Raw genomic sequence first — 21,864 nt, 5'->3', positions numbered from 1 at the left:
CACCGGCTGCAGGTCTTCGATGACGGATACCATTTATCGATACGGATCAGCTGTTTCCCCCTGTCCTCCAGCTTATACTTTAGCATGGTTAGAAATGACCCATATCCATTATCCAGCGTTGCTTTTCCATTCCCAAACTTCCTGTTTGACATCGCCCTCATATCCAGGTCTTCCACACATACCAGGTCGTACTGATTGGCTATCTCAGCCGACTTTTTATGAAGGAAATCCTTTCTCTGGTCTGCTGTCTTTCTTGCTGTCCTGGCAATCTTTTTCTGCTGTTTCCGGTAATTTGCCGAATGCAGCTGTTTCTGGTTCAGCTTTCTCTGGGCCTTCGCCAGTTTTTTCTGGTTCTTTCTGAAAAAGTGCGGCATATTGCAGCATACGCCGGATGAATCCATATATAATCCATCTGATTTATAATCCAGGCCGATAATCCGCTCAGGGCGGACTTCCTGCGGCGTAATCTCTGTCTGATACTCATACAGAACCGAAACATAATAACTTCCATCACGTTCTTTTGATACCGTGGCCTGTTTCAGATTCCAGCCTTCCGGTACGGTTCTGTGGATGACTGCCCTGATTTTTCCAAGCTTTGGCAGCTTCACCTCCCCATAAAGCACTGCAATATTTCCATTCGTGAAATTCGTAGTGTAAGACATACGGCTGCGGCGCCTGCTCTTGAACTGGGGATAGCCGCCCTGTTTCCTGTAAAATCTCTGATACGCGGCATCCAACGCATAAATCGCATTGGTCAGCGCAAACTTATCCACCTGCCTGAGCCAGGGATACTCCTGTTTCAGATTCCGGTTGCAGTCGTTATTACAGGCGGTCCTGCCCAGGTGCTTTTTCCCCTGCTGATGGTTCCCGGACTGCAGGGCAAGATAATGGTTATAAACAAACCGACAGCTTCCGAACGTATCAGCCAGTTGTTTTTCCTGTTCGGCTGTGGGATAGATCCGGTACTTATAAGCCTTGTTCATCCTCTGCCTCCTCATTATGTTTCCTTTTGGGAGTTCATGTAATGCTTCACCTGTTCATAGCTCCGGTCACTGACAGTCACCGCACAGTATAACGGATTCCAAAGACGGCCTCTCCGTAACTGCTTTTTCAGTTCCGGGTGATCAAGAAACAACCTCCTTGTCAGATTCCCCTTCATGATCTTGACTATATCCGATATCATAAACTGTGGGCGGCAAGATGGATGTAGTTCGACATAACCTCCATAGCCAGTATCCGGGAGGAATACTGAGCTGCTAAGGCTTCCAGCATCTTCTTACATTGGATATCGAGCACATCCGTTAACACTTTCTTCCAATATTTCGTGCACCAGATAATGTGATACGGTAAAGAATACACATACCCATGACTATATGTTAACTTTGTTTTTTCCATAGTTTAATTATACCATACAAATACGAAACATGCAACTTTTTTCGAACAAGTGTTCTTTTTTGAAATAGAAATAGGCATGGTTCTTTACCAAAACTAGAATGAAAAACTAAATTCTCTACCTGTTTTACAGTCAGGAAACTGACAAGACTATTAAAAATGCAGTGCCGATAGGCACATACAACTACTCTGTAAACAAATTCTGCTGGTTAACTCACGACTGAAGTCACGAGAATGCACCAGCAGATTTTTCAAACCTGATTCACGCATCAATTAGTTGCAGTTTACCAAAATTAAATGTATAAAGACAGCCATATTACTTCAGGCCGCCGTTCAAACAAGCAAAAATGCAACGTGTGTACAGATTTATTATTTCCTGAATATATCGACCGCATGGCTGGTTATCCCAGCCAAATCTTCCCGTTCACAAACCGCGAAATGGTATTTCAAAAACAAGTGAAATGTGTCGTCATCCATGGCATCCACAGCCTCACGCATAAACAGAGCACAGCCGTCCGCCGCAACATAATGCAGTCTGGTTACGGGAAATTCAGACATCAAATCGTCAATGTCCTCCTTACGGACCAGTTCAAACAAATCCTTAGGCTGGGATTTTGCGGCGAATGTCCGGCTGTCAATCAGCCCCTTTTCAATATATCCGGCTACGCTGATATTTCCCCGCTTAAACCCTTCATCCAGAAGACAGCCGTCGGATATGACATACGCGGCGAAAACCACTCCTCCCGGTTTTGTCACCCGGATGGCCTCCCGCAGAGCCTGCCGTTTATCTTCAACGCTGTAAAGATGGTAAAGCGGCCCCAGCAGCAGTGTGATATCATATTCATCGTTGGAAAATGCGGATAAATCCAGTGCATTGCCTTGAACGATGGTTATCTTCTCTCCCGGCTGTGTATTCCGGCGGAAAATCTCTATATTATGCTCTACCAATTCCACTGCATCAACCTCATGCCCCTTCCGTGCCAGTGCATGAGAATAACGTCCTGTTCCGGCCCCGATTTCAAGTACGCGGCTGCCGGGTTTTAAATACTTTTTAATATAGCGCATGGTGGTGAGGAACTCCACCGACCCATGTTTTAATGCCAGCCGGCTGTCCTCATCATAATTATTGTAAAAATCTATTAAATACCGGTTCATTTTAATTTTATTCCTCCATGCCGAAGCGTTTTTTGCGTAGGCACGCGCTGAGTATTTCAGTTTCTCGGCTGCGATTCAAATTTGTGCCGGAGCATTTCTGCACAGATACGCGCTGAAAATTTCAGAGATAATTACGTTCTCAGATTTTCCGCTCCGTCTTTTCTTGTCTGATAAATGCCGATAACACATTTGCCAGCATGCCTTCAGCGCTTTTTTTATCAATAGCCAGTTTTTTGTCCGCGGCTAAAACGGCAATGCCGTGAGTATAAAGAAATAAATCTAAAAAAATCACTTTTGCCCGCGCCAACCCGATACCAATGTCATTTGCAAAATGTTCCGCCCTTTTTTCATTATCGGGTTCTTTGTAAAAATCCTTCGCTTCAGCCATATTAAGATCTATATCATTGATAAACAACAGCTTGAATAAATGCGGCTCTTCCCTGGCGAATTCAATATAGGACAAGGGCAGAACCAAATAGGAACTGACATGTTCAGCATTGCTGTAATTGACCACATACTGCTGGTAATATTCATACGCAAATGCCAGAAAATCCATTTTCAACTGGTCCATATTGTCATAACAGGTAAAAATAGGCCGGGTAGAGCACTGTAACTTCCCCGCAATGCTCCTGGCGTTCACAGTCTCATATCCGTTTTCCCTGGTGATATCCAGAACCGCGTTTAAGATCATCTCTTTGGTTATCTTTGCTTTCGGCGGCATATGAATTCCTCCTAATATTAAATCGGAAATAATTACATCCGTTATGCAACTATTGTTACACAACGGATGTTTTATGTCAAGCAAATGTTTAAATTTATCTCTCAATAAGTTACAGTTCACGGCCCCCTTTGGATGGCACAGCGGACTGGCCGGACACGTCAGCGGGGGCCGTGAACTGTAACCGGACGCGCATCCCTGCCATCCACAGCCCATTCAATCAGCCCATAAACAAATTTCCCGGTCACAGCCACAGGCGGCTCTTTCATCGGATACTCATATCTCTCCCAGCGCCCTGATGTGGTTTTTCCCTGAAATACCCTTCCTTTACTGGCGACAAAGAAATCCCCTTCTCCAACTCTGTATGCAAGAACTATCCTTTTATCTTCCGAAACGATATTCAGCCAGATTTCCCCACAGGCCTCTTCATCCATTCCAACCCACCATATAAATGTCTCGCTTTTATATTGGATACTCCTTCGCCCTTTCTTTAAAACTCCCATAATGTTCCCTTTAACCCCCAATCAAAAAATTGAACGCGCGCTGGTATTTTCCTTCCTCTCCCTTCACGTCCCCGTCTATAACAACTTTCACAATCATATAATTTCCCGGCTCCAGACTGCCATAACGGCTGCTCCAGTCCACATTCCACTCCACAGGCTTTCCCCGTTCAGGCATATAAGCGATATCGTGAAAAACCATCTCTCCCGGCAGCATATCCAAATCCTTCCATATACCGTCTTCGAATTTCTGCAGTTTGTAATCGTCACTGAAAATAATGTTTAAATCGGTTTCATTTTTCAGTTTGAGCTTCATGGACGTGGGGGTAATATCGCTTTCATCAGCCCTCATACTGACTCCCCCCGGCAGGCCAAAGGATTCGGTCAATCCGTTCACTGCCCTTATTCTAAGGCCGTTTGACGTAAAATCTTCATTCAGGGCCTCCACAATCCAGACACGGCCCGTTTCTCCCATCATAATTCCGCTCCAATTACAGAACATATTCTCACAGCTCTCTTCTTCCAGCTCCACAAAGAAATAGGGATTCAAATCCGCTTCAAAGTCCGCCGCCAAAAATTCATCCGGATTTTCATAGACTGTCCCGCCAATGGTTATGGGATAGGTAAATTTTTCCGACAGCGCTTTCCAGTCCCTGTCCAAAAACTGCTGTTTTACCTGCTTCGCATACTGTTCCACTTCGGCCTTTGGAATATTGGTGGCCAGTGTATAGAGTTCTGAATCCACCTGCTCATCGGAAACCAGCTCAGTATTTTCTGTCGTTTCGGTTTCCTGGGTTTCCGGTTTTTTCATTTCTGTTACAGGTACTGATGCCGTCGTTTTCTCCTGGCTCTGCTCTTCCTTTTCGGATTGTTCAGACGGGGAAACTGATGATTCAGCACTGCTCTCCTCAGTTTCTTTCTCAGTCTCCAGTACATATTCGGTTTCTGTAGTCGGCTGAAGACTGTCCATATCCTTTTTACCGCATCCCAACAGTAGGAATGCACACATCGCGCATATACCCATTTTCTTTATTGCTCCAAATAAGTTCTTCTTCAAAACACATACCTCCTTAACGCTGGACAATGGCAAGTGTGCCCGGGTTTCCTCCATCAGTCATTGTAAATATTATAGCGATATGGGCAGTACAATTATAGTATACGAAATCTTAATATTATTTGAATTATTTTTCTTTTAACGCCGAACAGGACGGCATTTTTGAAAATGCCGTCCTGTTCGGTACTACATTTAATGTCAGATTTCACTACTTTGCAAACAAATCCGAATGAGTACCTTTTCGCGAAGCCGTTAATATCAATTGTTTATTGTCTATAGCATAGATTAACAGCCAATTCGGTGAAATATGGCACTCTCGAAAACCAGCATAATTTCCGACCAGCCCATGATCCCGGTACTGTTCGCCAAGCGTTTGTTCATTCAGCAGCAGATTGATCACATCATTCAAGAGACGCATATTATATCCTCTTTTTTTCACACGTTTATAGTCCTTGCGGAATTGTCCAGTGGTTACTAATGCTAACATTGCTCACCATCCATTTCTGCATCCAATTCTTCAAAAAGAGCTTGTGCAGAGGAATAACTCTTTGCCTGTACCTGACCGCCCATAATAGCCCTGGCTTCTAACATAGCTGCCTCTGTTTCTGCATTATAACGCGGCTGTTTCATTTCAAATGGCAACCCGCCTTCCATAATAGATTTGCGTAGAAATATGTTAATAGCATCCGTAAGTGTAATCCCAAAACTGGAAAATAATTTTTCCGCACTTAATTTGGTCTCCGGATCAATGCGGACATTAATATTTGCAGTTTTAGCCATATAACTCACCTCCCTTATAATTCTACTTATATTATATTCATTCGTATAAACATTGTCAACACATTGTAAAACATTTATAAGTAGAACATAACAAACGGATGAATTGCGGATGAATTGCAATCTGAGATTCCCATTTGTAGAGCCAGAATCCCATTTTATAAATGAAAATCTCATTTGGTAAGCAAGTTTCCCATGAATTGAGGTGGTTGACACAGCTCTCACCGGCGGCCCCTCTCCCAGCGGCACGGCGGTCAGGCCGGGTCCGCTGAACTGGTTGGGCGTGCAGATAATAGGAATGAATTTACAGACACGCTCAAGCCTCACACCACCTTCAGCCACTTTTTCGTCCTGAACCGCCCCACGCACAAAACGCTCTTAACAATCCGGTCACATTTTAAGAATACATAGATCCAAAACGGTGAAAATCCCCACACAAACGCCGCCGCAGCCCCCAACGGCACGGATAAAATCCACAAAAACAGCACATCGGCCACCATCAAAAACCTGGTATCTCCGCCGCCCCGCAGAACCCCTTTGGTCATCACATTGCTGATGGTCTGAAATACCACGATGAGCGCAATCGCCATCATTAACTGGGTGGTCACCGCCTTCGTTTCCTCGGTGATATTATAAAGCATCAGCATAAAGGGGCTTCCGGCCACGATGAACACGCCTCCGGCCACGCCGATGATGATTCCCAGCATCAAAAATGTCACTCCCTGTTCATACGCTTTGTCTCTATCCCCGGTCCCCAGCGTATTGCCGATAATCACGGCGCTGGAACTGCTGACGCCCTGGATGAATACAGTGCTGATCTGAACCACCACGTTGGTAATGGCGTTGGCCGTAACAAATGCCGTCCCGATATGTCCCATGACGATGGACGCCATGTTATTGCCCAGAGTGAGCATCAAATCGCTGATAATAACCGGCATGCTGTAGTACATGAACATTTTGAAATCCCCGGAACAGTCCAGGAAAAAGTCATGGAACCGGTAGTGGATCTTCTTATCTTTCACCAGAAAATAAACGGTTATGATGGCCGCTTCCGAAATTCTGGCGATGAGGGTTCCGATGGCCGCCCCGATGATCTCCAGCCTGGGAGCGCCCAGCTTTCCAAAAATGAACACCCAGTTGAAGAAAATATTGATTCCAAAAGAAAACATGGAGGCGTACAGGGAAACCCTCACCTCCCCCACGCTCCTGAGCACAATGGTCAGGGTTTTAAAAAGGCCCAAAAACAGATAGGTAACCGCCATAATCCGCAGATACCCCACCCCGGATTCCACAATCCGCATATCTTTTGTATACACACTCAAAATCTGGCTGGGAAACAAGGCCGTAACGGCGGTAAAGAAAACCGTCAGCCCCAGCCCAATCCTCAGCATGATGGTGATGATCCGTTTCATGCTGTCAATATCCTGCCGCCCCCAATACTGGGCCGTCATCACCGAAGCGCCAAACCCCATACCCATGCAGAGAACCTGAAAGATACGATAGAACTGTGACGAAAGGGAGGATGCAGACAACTGCACCTCCCCAAATGATCCCAGCATTACCGTATCCATCATATTAATTCCTATGGAAATCACACTCTGCATGGCAACCGGAATGGCAATCATTGCCACTTCCTTGTAAAATGCCTTATCCCGCACAAATAATTTCATTCAAACACCCTTTTTTCCCGTAAAAACAGATCAATATCCCCGGCAATCTGCTTGGGATACCGTTTGCACAAGCCGTGATCCGAATCCTGATACAAAATGGTCTTAGACCTCTTTACCGCGCTGCCCGTTCTCACCATGTTGGCCGTGGTGGAAATGGGATCGAACATGCCGCCTAAGAAAATGCAGGGCAGGTCTATTTTCTCCAGCTCCGCAATCAGTTCCTCCTCCGTGGACAGGTCGGGAAATGGTTTCTTAGGGGAAATCAACCGCTCAGACAGTTCCATGTTCAGGGTCTCTTCATATTTTTCCCTTGCATTTTCCATAAACTCTGCCAGCTCTTCTTCATTCATATAAGATGGAGGATTGGCGCAGTCCCTGTGATAGCGCTCCAGGCTGTAGGCCTTCCATTTTTCTTCATCCCGCGCATTGTCCAGGGTTCTCTGGCGTTCCGCCCCCGTGTCTTGGCCGTCTTTGGAATGGGGGCCGCACACCACACCGGCAAAACCGATTAAAACCTCCGGCTGGCTGCGGATGATATGCCAGCCCACACCGGCGCCGTGGGAAACTCCGGTATATACGAATTTCTCCACCCCCAGGGCCTTAGCCGCCTTCACGATATCCGAAGCCCAGATATCATACCATTTCATTCCATAATCTTCCGTCACATGGGTGGACTTTCCGTATCCCCGAAGCTGGATTTCGATCACATGATAGCCCAAATCCGCCAGGGCCGCCGTATAGGAACTGGCGTGTTCAATCCGGGAACGGGAAGAAAAGATGTAGTTATCCCCGGTCCCCCGTTCTTCATAATATATTTGTACTCCGTCGTCAATTTGTATGTAAGGCATGGGCATTTTCCTCCTGAAATTTATTCTTGGCAGAAACCGTTTAAGATGATTGGCTCGATTTTTGTGCCCGCGTTCTTCTGCGGATCAATCATCACCCGGATTTCCACCCTGCCGCCTTCGAACCTGCAATAGACTTTATCCGTGGCCATCCTCGATTCGCTGCGTATATAAAATGTGAACTCATTTTCTCCGGTCCATGCGCCGGTATAGAGATTGGCTTTGGAACCGGGAATGAGATTCAAGCGGAAATCACTGGGTTTTCTCAAAAAGTAGGGTTCATTTTCCAGCCACTGTCCATTTTTCCCGATCAGGATTTTCCGGCCGGCCAGACAGACGGCGGCCTGGGTGTCCGAGAAATCAAACCGGACCTTCTTCTTTCCGTCCTCATTGCAGGAAAGGCGGTATTCCCTGCCCTGCACCTTCTCCTCTATAGAAGAAGAGGGGATTCCTTTGGGGCCCAGGTTCAGGTGTTCTAAGCGGTATTTCAGCCGTTTCAGCGTTTCCGGGTCTTCCGGCAGCGGCCTCTGATAGACATGGAACATGACGCGGGTATAAAACAGATGCATCAAAATGCCCTCCCGTGGCTCATTGGCCATCATGGACGCCGTCATTTCAAACTCCGGCAGCACAAGGGATTTCTGGCTTCTGCCGCCGGACAGCTTGTAGCCGCCGATGGCATTTCTCCGGGTGTGGAACCCGTAGCCGTTGCAGGCTTTTTCCACATAGTCGGCGGGAACCCTGGCGTCAATCGGCGTGGGAAGATGGCACTGCCCCATCATGTCCGCCAGCTCCGGTTTTAAAAGCTGTTTTCCCTGACAGCTGCCATGGTGGTAAAGGAAATCAGCGATCTTTCCAAATGCCTCGATGGTAATGCTGATGGTGGAAGGTTCCGGCTCGCCCTGGGGATTCAAGGAAATGTCCATGGTTTCTCCCATGTGGGACAGCAGTTTTTCTTCCAAATAGGTCTTTAAATCCTTTCCCGTTCTCAGCCGCACCGCCTCGGACACCATATGGGGCGTTCCGTTGTTGTAGACATACGTGCTGCCGGGGCGGTAAGCCAGGGGAATCCGCATGAACTCCTTCACCCAGTCATTTGTCTCTTTAATTCTGGAAAATACATCCTTTTCGTGGCCTGTGGACATGGTAAGCACGTGGTACATGGTCACCTGATCCATATATTCCGGCAGATTCTCAGGGACCCGGCCGGCAAATACGGATACCAATGGCTCATCCAGACCGATCAGGCCGTCCTGCATGGCGAACAAAAATGCCAGGCTGCATAGGGCCTTTCCCGAAGAATACATCCGGTGTCTGCTCCTTTGGGTAAACGGCGCAAATGTACCGCTCACAAACTTCTGGTCCCACCGCCTCAGTTCCAGGCTGTGGAGTTCCACATTTTCCTCTTCACAGGCGTCCAGAAAATCCAGGATGGACTGTGAGGATATTCCGAATTTTTCAGGCGCTTCTAATTGATATAACATAGTTCTCCTTTCCTCTTCACAATGCTGCCGGGACAGACATCCGCCTCTTTTCGACACTGAAATGCCTACAGCAGTCCCCGTCCATCACAAAACGCCATAATGTGGTTCACAACCTCACCCCTGTGCTCTAACAGCACATTGTGGGTGCCGTCGGAAAAGACCACCATCTCGCTGTTCTCCACCGCCTTACAGGAACGGACCATATTGTCAATGGTGCTGATGGGATCCAGCATTCCTCCTATAATTAAAACAGGAACCTTTATTTTTTTCAGTTCCTCTATCAGCTCTTCCTCTGTCGCACAGTCCGCAAATGGCTTTTTCGGGTCCAGCCGGGCCACTTCCGGGGGCATGGTAACCCAAAACTCCCTCTGCTCTTTTATGGCGGCTTCGATCTTCTCAGGATCGGCCAGACCGTCTTTTGCCAGCTTTCTCAGCGGCCCTGCCTGACGGTAAGCCTTGGCTTCCGCATAGGCTTTCCAGGTCTCCGGGTCCTCGCTTGCCCGGATCGTCTGCATCCGCGCCTCTCCCGTCTCCTGTCCGTCCTTGCTGTGTGGGCCCGGCACTCCGGCGAAAAATCCCCTCAGCCGCTCCGGATGCAGGCGGCAGATATGCCAGCCGATACCCGAACCGTGGGAAATGCCTCCGTAAAAGAATTTGTCAATTCCCATGGCGTCCGCAAAATCGCAGGCGTCCTGGGCCCATACGTCATACCACGTCCCGCCCAGGTCTTTGACCGCTTCCGAAGCCGAAATCCCGTATCCCCTGATCTGCACCTGAAACACATGAAATCCGTGTTTTTCCGCCAGATCGATGGTATAGGCGACTTTGCTGTTATGGTTCTGCTGGCAGCTTATGAGGTATCGGTCTCCGCTGCCGAATTCATTATATCCCAATGTAATTCCGCTTTTTAACTGTACAGTTTTCTGCATAACTGTTCTCCTTAACATTTAAATAAATACTTTACAACTGTTTGGCAGGTCTTTGCATTCACTGCCCAATCTGCTGAACAATAACAACTCTTTCAGGTAATCTTTGCATGGAAAATGCCGGCCCCCGGAATGCTGACCGGCATTTTTTGCTTCTGTTTTTTATCAGACTGATTTAGATTTCACCAGTTTCGCTTTCAATTTATCACCAAAAAGATTGTATAAAAGGCTGATCACCGCCAAAATGATGAACAGGCAGGAAATCGGGCGGGTGAAGAAATCCCAGATTCCATGAAAACCGTTAACAAGCCCTTGTCTCAGCTTTGTCTCCATGGACGCGGCCAGACAGTAAGTCAGCATAAATGGAGCGTCCGGTATTTCAAAATATCTCATCGCCATGCCCAGCAGGCAGAAACACAGGCAGATCACAACGCCTGACAGGTTGCCCTGGCTGATAAACGCACCCAAAAATGCAACGGCGATGATTGCAGGATACAGGAAATGGGACGGTACTTTCAAAAGCATTGGGAATAAAGGCATTCCGAATACCTGGGCAAACAAAATCGCAACTGCCGCGAAAATACAGCTCAAATAGAGCAGATAAACCACATCCGGATAATCCCTTAATAAAGTCGGTCCGCAGGAAATTCCGTGGATGGATAATGCCGTAATCATATAGATCAAAGCCGGAGATCCCGGGATACCCATGGAAATCATGGGGATCAGCGCGCCGCCGATAACCGCGTTATTGGTGGTTTCACATGCGATGATTCCAGCTGGTTCCCCATTTCCAAAGGTTTCCGGATGTTCGGACCGATTTTTTTCCGTAGCGTAACAGATCATGGACGCCACGCCGCCGCCCAGGGCTGGTAAAAATCCTGTAAATACACCGACTAAAAAGGAACGTATGATATTTCCTACATTTTTAGCCAGATCAGCCGCCGGGAATTTGTATCGGGACACCTTTCCGGCTATGGAAGTGTCCACTTCTTTATTAAATGCGTACTCCTCTATGATCATACGGCCCGCTATGATTCCCAGCATTGCCACGATCATGCTGACGCCGCCCAACAGATAGGTGCTGCCAAAAGTAAACCGCTTCGCGCCGTCGATAGGCGACGAGCCGACGCAGGAGATAATCAGCGCCAGGGCCACGGATACAAATCCCTTCATCAGATTGTCTTTGGAAAGGGCCACTACCATGGTGATTGCCAGGAGGAGCAGGCTGAAATATTCCCACGGACCCATTTTACAGGCGATTGTAGACAGCGGGATACACGCGATCATGGCAATGATAAGGCCGGGAACCGTTCCGATGAAGTTACAGGTAACTGCAATGCTCAGAGCCCGGACCCCTTCTCCGCGCCGGGCCATGGGATATCCCTCCCAGGCCGTCGGAATAGATGCGCCCGTTCCCGGTATTCCCAATAAAATCGCCCCGATACATCCCCCTGATGTGGACCCGATATAAAGGCTGGCGAGCAGCGCAAGGGCAAGACCCGGCTCCATTTTATAAGTCAATGGTAAAATAATAACTGAAGCAGTACCTCCCGATAAACCGGGAATCGCGCCAAGTATCATGCCGAGGATACCGCCTCCGATGATATAAAGCAGCCCTGTTGGGGTAAGGATCTGCTGCAGTGCTTCTGAAAAAGCTGACCAAACCATACTCTCACTCCTCTCCTATAATCCCAAAATGCCGGCAGGCACACGAATTTGAAATGCATAAACATATAAACCGTAAAATACCGCGCCAAAAACCACCGCATAAATCAACGCTTTCCACCAACTGATCTTTCCCCGGCAGAACAACATTACCATAACAAAAATCGCGATCGGTGCAGCAAATTTCAATCCAAGAAAATACAAACCCGCCAGATACAAAACATAGCATCCGAACATCATCATTGCACGGCCGAACTGAGCCCTTGTCATGTACACTTTATCCTTCCCTTCCAGTTTATGTACCAGAAAGTAGATGCCGCAAACAGCAAAAATACCAGCAGCAATAAAAGGAAACGTGCGGGGACCAACCTTGGCGAATTCCTCTGTACGAATCTTTATCTTTCCTGACTCAAACACGATGAAAGCAGCCAGTAAAAGGCATACGATTCCAAGCTGGCGATCCTTACGCAGCTTATTCATAAAGTCTTACCTCCAGTCAATTAAATACTTATCTAACAGTTACTTTATTAGTTTCATAATCCATTCAAGGGGCAGAAGATTCCGCCCCTTCTTTGATGTTTTTCAATTATTCTTTATTTCCTAATACTTCACCAATCTTCTCATATTCATCGTCGATGATTTTCCAGCATTCTTCAATTGTAAGCGGCTCTAATATCTGGTTCTGGGTATCCATGTATTCTTTTAAAAGCTTGCCTTTTTCACTTGGATTATCGCTGATCGCATCGTTGATCGCTTCATTCCATTTAGCATTGATGGCCTGGGCCAGATTTTCATCGATATCATTTTTGCAGGCTAAGAACATGACAGAAGGAACCACACAGTCGGATAAATCTTTCTCCGCATAGCAGGGAACATCTTTCAGTTCTTCTTTCACAGAACGTTCATTGCTGAGAGCAACTACAGGAACCAGGTAATCGGAATATTCGATGGCATCTCGCTGATTCCAGAACACAACATCTACAATACCGCCCATCAGGTTCGGCTTGGAATCGCTTCCTTCGGAAATAGTCATCTTCACGTCAAGTCCGAAATGATCTGCAAATAATGTGGCATATACTTCGCCAACGGTATCAGGAGCATAGGCAAATCTCACTTTGCCAGGATTGGCTTTACAGTAATCAACCAAATCTTCCATGGTCTTTACATCAGGTAAGGTGGATTTGGAAACTCCGATGAAGTTAGGAGCTCCGTTGGACGGCAGCATGCCTAAAACCTGGAAATCATTTTTCAGGGAGTAGTCAAAGGTACCTGTGATCTCACCGATTACCATCTCATTTCCCGACATATAGAAGGTATATCCGTCTCCGCCCGCAGCATATGTTTTTTCCACACATACGGCTCCGCCGGAAGTTGCGTCCGATACCAAAAGGCTTGTGCCTCCGTCCTCGAAAACAATGTCTAAAAGATACTGCTGGGAAAGGGTAACGCTGCCGCCTGCGGAGTTTCTGGTGTAGAAAGTGATTTCTTTATCCGTAAACGGCCATACTGGAAGGTCTTTCGGGGCGTCGGTCTGGGCGCCGGCTGCCGCCGCTTTTGTTTCTGCCGCTTTTTCAGCGCCCGCCGGAGCCTTGGAACCTGATCCGCAGGCGGTGAGTGCCAGTACCATGGATGTGGCCAGTAACAGTGATAATTTTTTCTTCATAATAACTCTCCTTTTTTAATATTAAACGTGAAGGCTTTTTTGAAAATGCCTTGAGGTTTTTATGTTAAGCGTGAAGGCTTTTTCGAAAATGCCTTGAGGTTTTTATGTTAAGCGTGAAGGCTTTTTTCGAAAATGCCTTGGGACTTTAATGTTAAGTGTGAAGGCTTTTCCAAAAATGCCTTGGGACTTTAATGTTAAGCGTGAAGGCTTTTCTGAAAATGCCTTGGGACTTTAATGTTAAGCGTGAAGGCTTTTCCGAAAATGCCTTGGGACTTTAATGTTAAGCGTGAAGGCTTTTCTGAAAATGCCTTGGGACTTCATGTTAGGGACTTCATGTTAAAAGTAACTTAATCAACCAATTCCTCCGTCTCCTTAAACAACGGATAAAAATACTCCATATCCATCAGCCTGACTCCATCAGCAATATAGGACTCCCTGCTGATCATCATGGTCTTCCTGTTCTTTTTATCGTACAGCGGCCATTCGGGAAGCCCCGCCCCTTTCGGTTCTCCGCAGCGGACAAAATTCATCCAGGTTCTGCGTATGATATAAGCGAGCTGGGCCGACACCAATTCCCTGTCCGGCCGGCCGAAAATCATTTCGTATTCGTTGCCATGGTGTGCCCTGTTTCCATTTTCTTTTCTCAGCATGGTGTGGAACATGTGCACCTCACTGTGGCCCGACAACGCTTCCGCCACCAGATTGGCCGGTATTCTGAGCCAGAGATCATTTTTAATATCCATATAAATCTCGTCCAAAGGCTTATCCGGATCATTTTTCCGGTAAAATTCAATCGCCTTGTCCAAATCCCCCGTCTTTTTCCCGCACTGGCGTTTCAGAAATTCATACTTTTCTTTCATGTCAAGGGGCCTGAACTGCTGGTCGTATTCCCCGCAGCAGGTTCCAATGATCACATCGATACCGGCGGCAGCTCCGTGAACCAGCTGCCTGAATCCGTCTTTTGGAATCACGATATCATCCAGCACCACAGAAAATTCTTTTCTCTCAGAATTGAAGAATCCTGATTTCTGAAGCTTGACCTGGGCGTCATAAATGGTCTCGGCCGGAAGTTTCAAAAGCTCTTCCAGCGTGGGATTTCCCAGAATATCAAAAAATACCCCTGCCGCTCCCAGGCTGTCTTCCCAGGACGTGGTTCCCACATCCACCGCAAAGGAACTGTGCATGATGGCCTTTTGAAAATATGGCCTGGATTCTTTCATCATAAGCTGGGCCGAAATATTGCTGGAACCGGCGGAATGCCCGAATAGTGTGACATTGTAGGGATTCCCTCCGAAATCGGCAATGTTGTCATGAACCCATTTCAAAGCCGCCTGAAGGTCCATCTGGGCCAGATTGTTGCTGTAACGGTAACGGCCGCTCTCATCCAGCTCAGACAAATTGAGAGTTGCAAATACTCCCAGCCGGTAGTTGATTGTCACCAAAATCACATCCGGATTTTCATCAATCATAAAATCCCCATTATACAGCGGGCGGCTGGCCCCGCCTTTTATGTATGCCCCTCCATATACCCAGACAAGCACCGCCTTATTCTTCGTCACTAAATCGGCGGTAAAAATGTTCAGGTACAGGCAGTCTTCGCTTTTTTCCAGCCCCGCGTACCTCTCATCCTCATCGGACTGTATGGGAATCGGTTTAAACTCACCCGCGTCGAAAGTTTGTCTGCTGTTTGGCACCTCCCTGGGCGCCTGCCATCTCAACGGCCCCACCGGCGGCTGGGCAAATGGAATCCCTTTAAAAGCCAGGACACCGTTCTTCTCCCTCATGCCCATGTAGGTCCCCTTTTGAGTTGTAACTTTAGGCCTCATTATATCCATGTTTCCTCCTTCCCGCTGCGAAACAGAAGCAGCATTATGTTCCAATTCATTCCTCTTGTGTATTGACTTCTCAATATATATGTCTTAATATTAATACAGTAATGAACGGAGGAATGGAAAATGCAAAAAAAAGAAAGCAATTCCTCTCAACAATCCATTGAGAGAGCTTTGAAATTATTAACAATCATGGGCGACAGCAGAACCGCCATGAATGTGACTGAAATCAGTAAAATACTCAACATCTCCAGAAGCACCGCCTATGCAATGGTGAACGTCATGACAGAGATGAATTTTCTGTCCAAGGACCAGTCGACCGGAAAATATTTTCTGGGCTACCAGATATTCATACTGGGTTCCAGATTCCGGATCAAATACAGCCACCTGCTGTCCTGCGACGATTATCTGAAGGCATTTGTAAAACAAACGGCTGTGCAGTTAAACCAGGCGAACCTTATGGCTCTCCAGCAGGATTATATGGTGCTGAAGTTTTTGTCTAAAACTACCTCTACTGCCATAAACCAGTTTGCGGACCAGAGAATTGTCCCCGCTTTCTGTACGGCCGGAGGCAAAGTGCTGCTCGCTTCCCTATCCGAAGAAGAACAAAAAACAGCTTTGGATCAACATCCCCTGCATGCTTATACCGCGTCTACAATTACGGACCGTGATAAAATCCTTCAGCAGTTAAAAGAAATCTCTTCTCAGGGATATGGGGTCGACATCGAGGAATTTACCAACTTTGAAGTCAGTTTAGCCGCACCGTTAAAAGATTATTCCGGCAAAACCGTGGCCGCTGTCAGCCTCTCAGTCCCTAACCTGATTTATCAAAACCGGTATCAGGAGTATATCCAGTTAGTCGTTGCTCTTGGACGGGAATTATCTTCCCTCCTAGGATACCGTGATACATTCTGATTGATATTGTTCTATCCCGTAAACTTCATAAAAAGGGGGTGCTCCCGGGCTTTCGGCTCTGCCGGAAACCCGGGAGTTTTCCGTAAACTGGCATATCCCGGCTTAAAGGATATATTTTACGGCACATTGTACAGTTATCTTTGTACAAGGTTTGGTTTTATATACAAAATATATAATAGTTTTATATTTTTGTCAATACTACTGTATTGTTATTGATTCTTAATAATTCATTTTATAATCCACTAGTGTATTATTATTAATACACTATTCTCGAAAACCATTTACATTTTTTATGGTTTTGTCAGCTTATAAAGCAAAAATTCGGAATAAATTTTTTTCAAATTTTTTTGTTTTTTTTATTTTAAAGGGATCTTTTAATGATTATATATGGATTTGGTTCACAGACCGGCGCGGGCATACGCCGGTCCGCACAGTTTCCCACGGCCTCCCCTTTGGGGAGTTTTGTCTGTCTGTCCGGCTTCCCCGGCATTTAAAGGCGGGTTATTCCAATGAAGAAATTATTTTAGATCGAGGACTGCCTCATAAAGAATGTTCAAAATTTTCTAAGCAGGGGATTATTGCAGGACATCACTGCTCCCCGATTCCATTTTTCAGCTCAGAAATCCAGGTTTCAATCGCCTGGACCAATAGATACTGCTGCCGCAGCACAGCCATTCCCGTTTCAGGAATGCCGGAAATATGTTCTTTCATGGTGATATTCTCTTCCAGATAGGTTCTTAACGTATTCAGGTTCTCTTCAATGCCGGACAGACACATTTCCTGCTTTTTCTGCGGCAGACTGTCCAAGTTGACGATCACCGCATTGAAATCCAGGAATATATGGATGGGCTTTAACGCGATTTCCATCATGAGGCGGTCAAATTCCCTTTCTCCGGCCTCCGTCAGGGAATAGACCGCTTTCTCCGGCATCTTTCCCTCCTTCACAACATTGCCTTTAATAAGCCCCTTTTCTTCTAACTGAATCACTTTCTTATAAATGGAAGGGGTGCTGATCTTCACCCATTTGGATATATTCCGGTATTCCACTAATTTCTGAATCTCATAAGCGCTTAACGCCTCTTTTTTCAAAATTCCCAATACGATCAAATCAATAGCTGCCATCATTTCCTCCTTTTCTGCTTGACAACTACTATAATTTATAGTAGTATATGCCTCACAGCTGTTATACTATAAATTATAGTACTATATTTTACATTTCGTGTCAACAGAAAGGAGTTTTACTTATGAAAGGGATCAATCAGAAAATGGAGCTGCTGGGAAATGCTCCGGTACCCAAAGCGCTTTTAGCCCTTGGACTGCCTGCCATGATCGGTATGATGATCAATGCATTATACAATCTGGTGGATGCTTATTTTGTCGGAGGGCTGGGCACCAGCCAGATGGGCGCGATTTCCGTCGCATTTCCCCTGGGGCAGGTTGTGGTCGGCCTGGGGCTGCTGTTCGGAAATGGAGCCGCGTCCTATATTTCCAGGCTTCTGGGCAATGGGGACCGGGAAACCGCCGATCAAGCGGCCAGCACAGCCCTCTACAGCAGTCTGCTCACAGGCGGGGCGGTCATTATCTGCACAGTCCTATTTCTCAAACAGGCGCTGGTCTTTTTGGGGGCCACAAAAAGTATACTGCCCTACGCGCTGGCCTACACGAGAATCTACATCATTTCCTCTTTGTTTAACGTTTTCAATGTGACTATGAACAATATCGTCACCAGCGAAGGCGCTGCCAAAACCACAATGGCCGCCCTGCTGACAGGCGCGCTACTCAATATGGCGTTGGATCCGGTGTTTATCTATGGGCTGGATTTAGGGGTGGAGGGCGCCGCAATTGCCACAGCTATTTCACAAATGGTCTCCACACTGGTCTATCTATGCTATGTGCTCAGAAAGAAAAGCGTTTTCACCTTCCGCATCAGCCAGTGCTGCTTTTCGAAAGAAATTCTGTCTGAAATCCTTAAAATTGGCGTGCCTACGCTGATATTCCAGATTCTGACCAGCCTATCCATCACCCTGATCAACATGAAGGCAAAAGAATACGGCGATTCTTTGATTGCCGGCATGGGAGCCGTAACCAGAATCATTTCCATGGGAAGTCTGATGGTCTTTGGCTTTATCAAAGGATTCCAGCCGGTTGCAGGTTACAGCTACGGGGCCGGAAACTATGACCGGCTCCACGAAGCGGTGAAAACCTCCATCCTCTGGTCAACCATATTCTGCGGGGCCTGCGGCCTGGTAATGGCCCTGTTCCCTTCAGCCATCATTTCCAGCTTTACCAAAGGAGATTTAGAAATGATATCGGCCGGGGAAAAAGCGCTGAGAGCCAATGGCTTGTCTTTCCTGCTCTTTGGATTCTACACTGTATACTCCTCCCTTTTTCTGGCTCTGGGGAAAGGGCTGGAGGGATTTATTCTGGGCGCATGCAGGCAGGGAATCTGCTTCGTGCCCGCTGTCCTGATCCTTCCGGCGGTTCTGGGAATGAACGGCATCCTTTATGCACAGCCAGCTGCCGATGCCGCCTCCGCACTGGTGACGGTATGGATGGCTCTGCGCCTCAAAAGGGAACTGGCCCACAGGCCGCCCCTTCATCCGGTCAGCACCTGAAATATTCAAAGGCCCAAACCGGCCAAAGGTTCAAAAAGCGTCTGGTCAAAAACCGCTCATTGTGATAGAGTAAGATCAATTATTTCCGGCCGGAAGCCGCTTCACAGCCCCCGGCCGGACAAGAGCCAAAGGAGACGAAAATGGATTATATAAAAGCAAACAAAGCCGCCTGGGAAGAGGCATTTGAACACAGACACAAGGGCTGGGGAGATGAAAACCACAACATTCTTCTGAATGAACGCCTGCCGTTTTTTTGCGCCGATGTGGCGAAGGAGCTGGAGGCCATGGATTTGAAGGACAAAACTGTGGCCCAGTTCTGCTGTAATAACGGGCGGGAACTGTTGTCCCTCATGCAGCTTGGAGCCAAATGCGGAGTTGGCTTCGATATCGCTGAAAATATCATCAAACAGGCGGAATCCACCGCGCAAAAAGCAGGAATTACCAACTGCCGGTTCTGCGCATGCAATATTTTAGACATTGACCAGCAGTATAACCATCATTTTGATTTCATTCTGTTTACCATCGGGGCGGTCACATGGTTTGAAGATTTAAATCCCCTCTTCAGAAAAGTTTCAGACTGTTTAAAACCCGGCGGAATTCTATTGATCCACGATTTCCATCCGGTTATGAACATGCTGTCCATGCCCGGCGAACCAGAATTTAACGGGCAGGATTTGAACAGAATCACTTATTCTTATTTCAGGAATGAACCCTGGATCGAAAATGAAGGCATGGGATACATGTCTGAACCGTACCATTCCAAAACCTTCACCAGCTTTACCCATACCATATCAGACATCATCAATGCTGTCAGCGGTTCTCAGATGAGAATTGTCCGGTTTGACGAATTCGACTATGATGTGGGCTTATCCGATGTGTATGACGGCAGGGGGCTTCCTTTGTCCTACCTGCTGAAGGCTGAGAAGATTGACTGAGAATCTTTATTTAGGCGAGTGAGTTACGCAGGGAAGCGGGACGAGGGGGCGGACTGGATGTTTGGATGCGGCCGGGCCCAGGGGAATCCTTCGGGGATGAAAACCAGCTTCCAACCGTAAGTGAAACTAAGGCTCCAGGGACAGAAAAAGACGGTCCGATGCCCATTCACGGTAAACTCTTTATGGGACTTTACCGTTCAGTGGGCATCTCAGAAACTGATTCGGCTTTCAGTTTCTGCCCGTCTTTTTCTATCCCTGGAGCCTAACTTTCACTAACGGTTTCCAGATGGCTTTCATCCCCGAAGGATTCCCCTGGGCCCGGCCGCATCCAAACATCCAGTCCGCCCCCTCGTCCCGCTTCCCTGCTGATGTTCTCTGGCTCAAGTAATTAAAAACAATTTAACATCAACCCTTACATTAACCCTCAAGGCATTTTCGAAAATGCCTTGAGGGTTGATGTAAATCCCCACAGCATTTGCATCAAATTGTTTCCCCCCCGTTCCGCTCTCCGGTCTTCTTTCCCGCCGTCCGCCCTCTCCGCTTTCCTGCGTAACTTCCTCAATTAAACAGCAATTTATATTAGGACAGTTTTAGATAAAGCGTGTTACAATGGTATTATAGCGGTACAACATCATAAACGGAGAGTGGGAAGATGGAAAATGAAAAAATCATTAAAAATGTGATCAGTTATATAGAAGATAACCTGGACAGCCAATTAAATTTGGATGATATTGCAAAAGAGGCTGCTTATTCTAAATTTCATCTCAACAGAATGTTTTTAGAGTATGCAGGCTGCACGATATATAAATATATACAACTGCGCAGGCTCACTGTGGCGGCTGAAAAACTTGTTTATACAGAAAAGCCGATTATAGAAATTGCTTATGAGGCAAATTACAGTTCCCAGGAATCATTTACTTTTGCATTTCGTCAGCTATACGGGTATCCTCCTAAAGAGTACAGAAAGCTGAAAGTCCACGTTCCCAAGTTCAATAAATTTGAACTGAAGGGCAGTCTTGTTATGCTTTATAAATCTACTATGAAATGCGAGGTCAATGCTGCATGAGTACAGTGCCATATGTAATTGAACAAACAAGCAGAGGAGAAAGAAGTTACGACATCTATTCCAGACTGTTATCTGATCGGATCATTTTTTTAGGTGAAGAGGTAAACGATACAACGGCCAGTTTAATTACTGCCCAATTGTTGTTTTTGGAAGGGCAGGACCCTGATAAGGATATAAGTCTTTACATTAACAGTCCCGGCGGTTCTGTGACGGCGGGGTTGGCCATTTTTGACACAATGAACTATATTAAATGTGATATATCCACAATCTGCGTTGGCCTTGCAGCAAGCTTTGGGGCTTTTTTGCTGGCCGCCGGTACAAAAGGAAAACGGTTCGCTCTGCCAAATGCCGAAATTATGATCCATCAGCCCGCCATATCCGGAGGCATAAAAGGCCCCGCCAGCGACATAAAGATAATGTCTGATTATATGCAAAAGAATAAGCAGCGCTTAAATCAACTGCTGGCCCAAAATACAGGAAGGACAATCGCAGAAATAGAGCGCGATACAGACCGGGACAATTTTATGACAGCAGAAGAAGCCAGAACATATGGTTTAATTGATACGGTGATTTCAAAACGCTTATAAAATGTAAAGACCGCTTATTAGGAAAGAAGGCATACAATTTTTAAAGTAAAGCGTGAAGGCATTTTCGA

At 46.7% G+C, this 21,864-nt stretch carries 22 protein-coding genes; 6 read left to right on the top strand and 16 right to left on the bottom strand.

All coding sequences use genetic code 11. From position 1 onward, the window contains the following. The 15 genes from GPL15_RS13980 to GPL15_RS13905 form a co-directional block, all read right to left on the bottom strand. A partial coding sequence (locus tag GPL15_RS13980) for an RNA-guided endonuclease TnpB family protein (RefSeq protein ID WP_215699294.1) occupies window positions 1-983 on the bottom strand: 983 nt, incomplete at its 3' end. 778 nt (window positions 984-1,761) lie between these two features. Next, on the bottom strand, window positions 1,762-2,553 hold the full coding sequence (locus tag GPL15_RS13970; protein WP_215699310.1) for a class I SAM-dependent methyltransferase: 792 nt from the start codon (window positions 2,551-2,553) through the stop codon (window positions 1,762-1,764). Between the two features lie 133 nt (window positions 2,554-2,686). Beyond that, entirely contained in the window at window positions 2,687-3,268 is a 582-nt protein-coding gene (locus GPL15_RS13965; RefSeq protein ID WP_215699293.1) for a TetR/AcrR family transcriptional regulator, read from the bottom strand. Window positions 3,269-3,426: 158 nt separating this feature from the next. Further along, window positions 3,427-3,768 (bottom strand): hypothetical protein, encoded by a 342-nt coding sequence (locus GPL15_RS13960; RefSeq protein WP_215699292.1) that lies wholly within the window; start codon window positions 3,766-3,768, stop codon window positions 3,427-3,429. A gap of 10 nt (window positions 3,769-3,778) precedes the next feature. Further along, entirely contained in the window at window positions 3,779-4,822 is a 1,044-nt protein-coding gene (locus GPL15_RS13955; RefSeq protein WP_215699291.1) for an immunoglobulin-like domain-containing protein, read from the bottom strand. 205 nt (window positions 4,823-5,027) lie between these two features. Continuing rightward, window positions 5,028-5,306: a type II toxin-antitoxin system YafQ family toxin gene (locus GPL15_RS13950; protein WP_215699290.1), complete on the bottom strand. Its 279-nt coding sequence runs from the start codon at window positions 5,304-5,306 to the stop codon at window positions 5,028-5,030. Continuing rightward, window positions 5,300-5,599, bottom strand: a complete 300-nt coding sequence (locus GPL15_RS13945) for a type II toxin-antitoxin system RelB/DinJ family antitoxin (protein ID WP_215699289.1) — start codon at window positions 5,597-5,599, stop codon at window positions 5,300-5,302. The genes GPL15_RS13950 and GPL15_RS13945 overlap by 7 nt, the downstream gene beginning before the upstream one ends. A gap of 320 nt (window positions 5,600-5,919) precedes the next feature. Further along, on the bottom strand, window positions 5,920-7,266 hold the full coding sequence (locus GPL15_RS13940) for an MATE family efflux transporter (protein WP_215699288.1): 1,347 nt from the start codon (window positions 7,264-7,266) through the stop codon (window positions 5,920-5,922). Further along, window positions 7,263-8,114: an alpha/beta hydrolase gene (locus tag GPL15_RS13935; RefSeq protein ID WP_215699287.1), complete on the bottom strand. Its 852-nt coding sequence runs from the start codon at window positions 8,112-8,114 to the stop codon at window positions 7,263-7,265. Before GPL15_RS13935 ends, GPL15_RS13940 begins: the two co-directional genes overlap by 4 nt. Before the next feature lie 20 nt (window positions 8,115-8,134). Then, window positions 8,135-9,595 carry a serine hydrolase domain-containing protein gene (locus GPL15_RS13930; protein ID WP_215699286.1) on the bottom strand — a complete coding sequence of 487 codons (1,461 nt, stop codon included), beginning with the start codon at window positions 9,593-9,595 and terminating at the stop codon, window positions 8,135-8,137. 65 nt (window positions 9,596-9,660) lie between these two features. Continuing rightward, complete coding sequence (locus GPL15_RS13925) at window positions 9,661-10,524, bottom strand: alpha/beta hydrolase (protein WP_215699285.1); 864 nt, start codon at window positions 10,522-10,524, stop codon at window positions 9,661-9,663. A gap of 162 nt (window positions 10,525-10,686) precedes the next feature. Next, window positions 10,687-12,189 (bottom strand): tripartite tricarboxylate transporter permease, encoded by a 1,503-nt coding sequence (locus GPL15_RS13920; RefSeq protein ID WP_215699284.1) that lies wholly within the window; start codon window positions 12,187-12,189, stop codon window positions 10,687-10,689. Between the two features lie 15 nt (window positions 12,190-12,204). Then, window positions 12,205-12,666, bottom strand: coding sequence for a tripartite tricarboxylate transporter TctB family protein (locus GPL15_RS13915; RefSeq protein WP_215699283.1), 462 nt, complete (start codon window positions 12,664-12,666; stop codon window positions 12,205-12,207). Between the two features lie 106 nt (window positions 12,667-12,772). Continuing rightward, window positions 12,773-13,849 carry a tripartite tricarboxylate transporter substrate-binding protein gene (locus GPL15_RS13910; protein WP_215699282.1) on the bottom strand — a complete coding sequence of 359 codons (1,077 nt, stop codon included), beginning with the start codon at window positions 13,847-13,849 and terminating at the stop codon, window positions 12,773-12,775. Between the two features lie 347 nt (window positions 13,850-14,196). Further along, entirely contained in the window at window positions 14,197-15,684 is a 1,488-nt protein-coding gene (locus GPL15_RS13905) for a carboxylesterase family protein (RefSeq protein WP_215699281.1), read from the bottom strand. Between the two features lie 120 nt (window positions 15,685-15,804). On the opposite strand from GPL15_RS13905, the gene GPL15_RS13900 reads away from it, so the two are divergent. Continuing rightward, complete coding sequence (locus GPL15_RS13900) at window positions 15,805-16,593, top strand: IclR family transcriptional regulator (RefSeq protein ID WP_215699280.1); 789 nt, start codon at window positions 15,805-15,807, stop codon at window positions 16,591-16,593. Window positions 16,594-17,181: 588 nt separating this feature from the next. On the opposite strand, the gene GPL15_RS13895 is transcribed toward GPL15_RS13900, so the two are convergent. Next, window positions 17,182-17,715, bottom strand: a complete 534-nt coding sequence (locus GPL15_RS13895) for a PadR family transcriptional regulator (protein WP_215699279.1) — start codon at window positions 17,713-17,715, stop codon at window positions 17,182-17,184. 122 nt (window positions 17,716-17,837) lie between these two features. Here GPL15_RS13895 and GPL15_RS13890 point away from each other — a divergent pair, with 122 nt between their 5' ends. The 5 genes from GPL15_RS13890 to GPL15_RS13870 all read left to right on the top strand — a co-directional run bounded on the left by GPL15_RS13890 (window position 17,838) and on the right by GPL15_RS13870 (window position 21,796). After that, window positions 17,838-19,208 carry an MATE family efflux transporter gene (locus GPL15_RS13890; protein ID WP_215699278.1) on the top strand — a complete coding sequence of 457 codons (1,371 nt, stop codon included), beginning with the start codon at window positions 17,838-17,840 and terminating at the stop codon, window positions 19,206-19,208. Between the two features lie 140 nt (window positions 19,209-19,348). Continuing rightward, the gene (locus tag GPL15_RS13885) at window positions 19,349-20,143 is read left to right on the top strand and encodes a class I SAM-dependent methyltransferase (protein WP_215699277.1); all 795 of its coding nucleotides are present in this window, start codon (window positions 19,349-19,351) and stop codon (window positions 20,141-20,143) included. 65 nt (window positions 20,144-20,208) lie between these two features. Next, window positions 20,209-20,409 carry a hypothetical protein gene (locus GPL15_RS13880; RefSeq protein WP_215699276.1) on the top strand — a complete coding sequence of 67 codons (201 nt, stop codon included), beginning with the start codon at window positions 20,209-20,211 and terminating at the stop codon, window positions 20,407-20,409. 386 nt (window positions 20,410-20,795) lie between these two features. Continuing rightward, window positions 20,796-21,209, top strand: coding sequence for an AraC family transcriptional regulator (locus GPL15_RS13875; RefSeq protein WP_215699275.1), 414 nt, complete (start codon window positions 20,796-20,798; stop codon window positions 21,207-21,209). Next, a complete protein-coding gene (locus tag GPL15_RS13870; protein WP_215699309.1) occupies window positions 21,206-21,796 on the top strand; it encodes an ATP-dependent Clp protease proteolytic subunit in 591 nt (196 codons plus the stop codon). Before GPL15_RS13875 ends, GPL15_RS13870 begins: the two co-directional genes overlap by 4 nt. The last annotated feature ends 68 nt before the right edge of the window (window positions 21,797-21,864 follow it).

Source organism: Clostridium sp. MCC353 (assembly GCF_018785315.1).
In the GTDB taxonomy this organism is placed as follows: domain Bacteria; phylum Bacillota; class Clostridia; order Lachnospirales; family Lachnospiraceae; genus CHH4-2.
The sequence above is the reverse complement of the archived record's forward strand: the minus strand, read 5'-3'. Positions and strand labels throughout refer to the sequence as shown.

Excerpts from the sequence above, each read along its gene's own strand:
- GPL15_RS13885 (WP_215699277.1), top strand. The coding sequence starts at position 19,349 with ATGGATTATATAAAAGCAAACAAAGCCGCCTGGGAAGAGGCATTTGAA.
- GPL15_RS13890 (WP_215699278.1), top strand. The coding sequence starts at position 17,838 with ATGAAAGGGATCAATCAGAAAATGGAGCTGCTGGGAAATGCTCCGGTA.
- GPL15_RS13900 (WP_215699280.1), top strand. The coding sequence starts at position 15,805 with ATGCAAAAAAAAGAAAGCAATTCCTCTCAACAATCCATTGAGAGAGCT.
- GPL15_RS13960 (WP_215699292.1), bottom strand. The coding sequence starts at position 3,768 with ATGGGAGTTTTAAAGAAAGGGCGAAGGAGTATCCAATATAAAAGCGAG.
- GPL15_RS13940 (WP_215699288.1), bottom strand. The coding sequence starts at position 7,266 with ATGAAATTATTTGTGCGGGATAAGGCATTTTACAAGGAAGTGGCAATG.
- GPL15_RS13870 (WP_215699309.1), top strand. The coding sequence starts at position 21,206 with ATGAGTACAGTGCCATATGTAATTGAACAAACAAGCAGAGGAGAAAGA.
- GPL15_RS13920 (WP_215699284.1), bottom strand. The coding sequence starts at position 12,189 with ATGGTTTGGTCAGCTTTTTCAGAAGCACTGCAGCAGATCCTTACCCCA.
- GPL15_RS13935 (WP_215699287.1), bottom strand. The coding sequence starts at position 8,114 with ATGCCTTACATACAAATTGACGACGGAGTACAAATATATTATGAAGAA.
- GPL15_RS13950 (WP_215699290.1), bottom strand. The coding sequence starts at position 5,306 with ATGTTAGCATTAGTAACCACTGGACAATTCCGCAAGGACTATAAACGT.
- GPL15_RS13930 (WP_215699286.1), bottom strand. The coding sequence starts at position 9,595 with ATGTTATATCAATTAGAAGCGCCTGAAAAATTCGGAATATCCTCACAG.
- GPL15_RS13915 (WP_215699283.1), bottom strand. The coding sequence starts at position 12,666 with ATGAATAAGCTGCGTAAGGATCGCCAGCTTGGAATCGTATGCCTTTTA.
- GPL15_RS13895 (WP_215699279.1), bottom strand. The coding sequence starts at position 17,715 with ATGGCAGCTATTGATTTGATCGTATTGGGAATTTTGAAAAAAGAGGCG.
- GPL15_RS13965 (WP_215699293.1), bottom strand. The coding sequence starts at position 3,268 with ATGCCGCCGAAAGCAAAGATAACCAAAGAGATGATCTTAAACGCGGTT.
- GPL15_RS13925 (WP_215699285.1), bottom strand. The coding sequence starts at position 10,524 with ATGCAGAAAACTGTACAGTTAAAAAGCGGAATTACATTGGGATATAAT.
- GPL15_RS13910 (WP_215699282.1), bottom strand. The coding sequence starts at position 13,849 with ATGAAGAAAAAATTATCACTGTTACTGGCCACATCCATGGTACTGGCA.
- GPL15_RS13875 (WP_215699275.1), top strand. The coding sequence starts at position 20,796 with ATGGAAAATGAAAAAATCATTAAAAATGTGATCAGTTATATAGAAGAT.
- GPL15_RS13905 (WP_215699281.1), bottom strand. The coding sequence starts at position 15,684 with ATGGATATAATGAGGCCTAAAGTTACAACTCAAAAGGGGACCTACATG.
- GPL15_RS13945 (WP_215699289.1), bottom strand. The coding sequence starts at position 5,599 with ATGGCTAAAACTGCAAATATTAATGTCCGCATTGATCCGGAGACCAAA.
- GPL15_RS13880 (WP_215699276.1), top strand. The coding sequence starts at position 20,209 with ATGCGGCCGGGCCCAGGGGAATCCTTCGGGGATGAAAACCAGCTTCCA.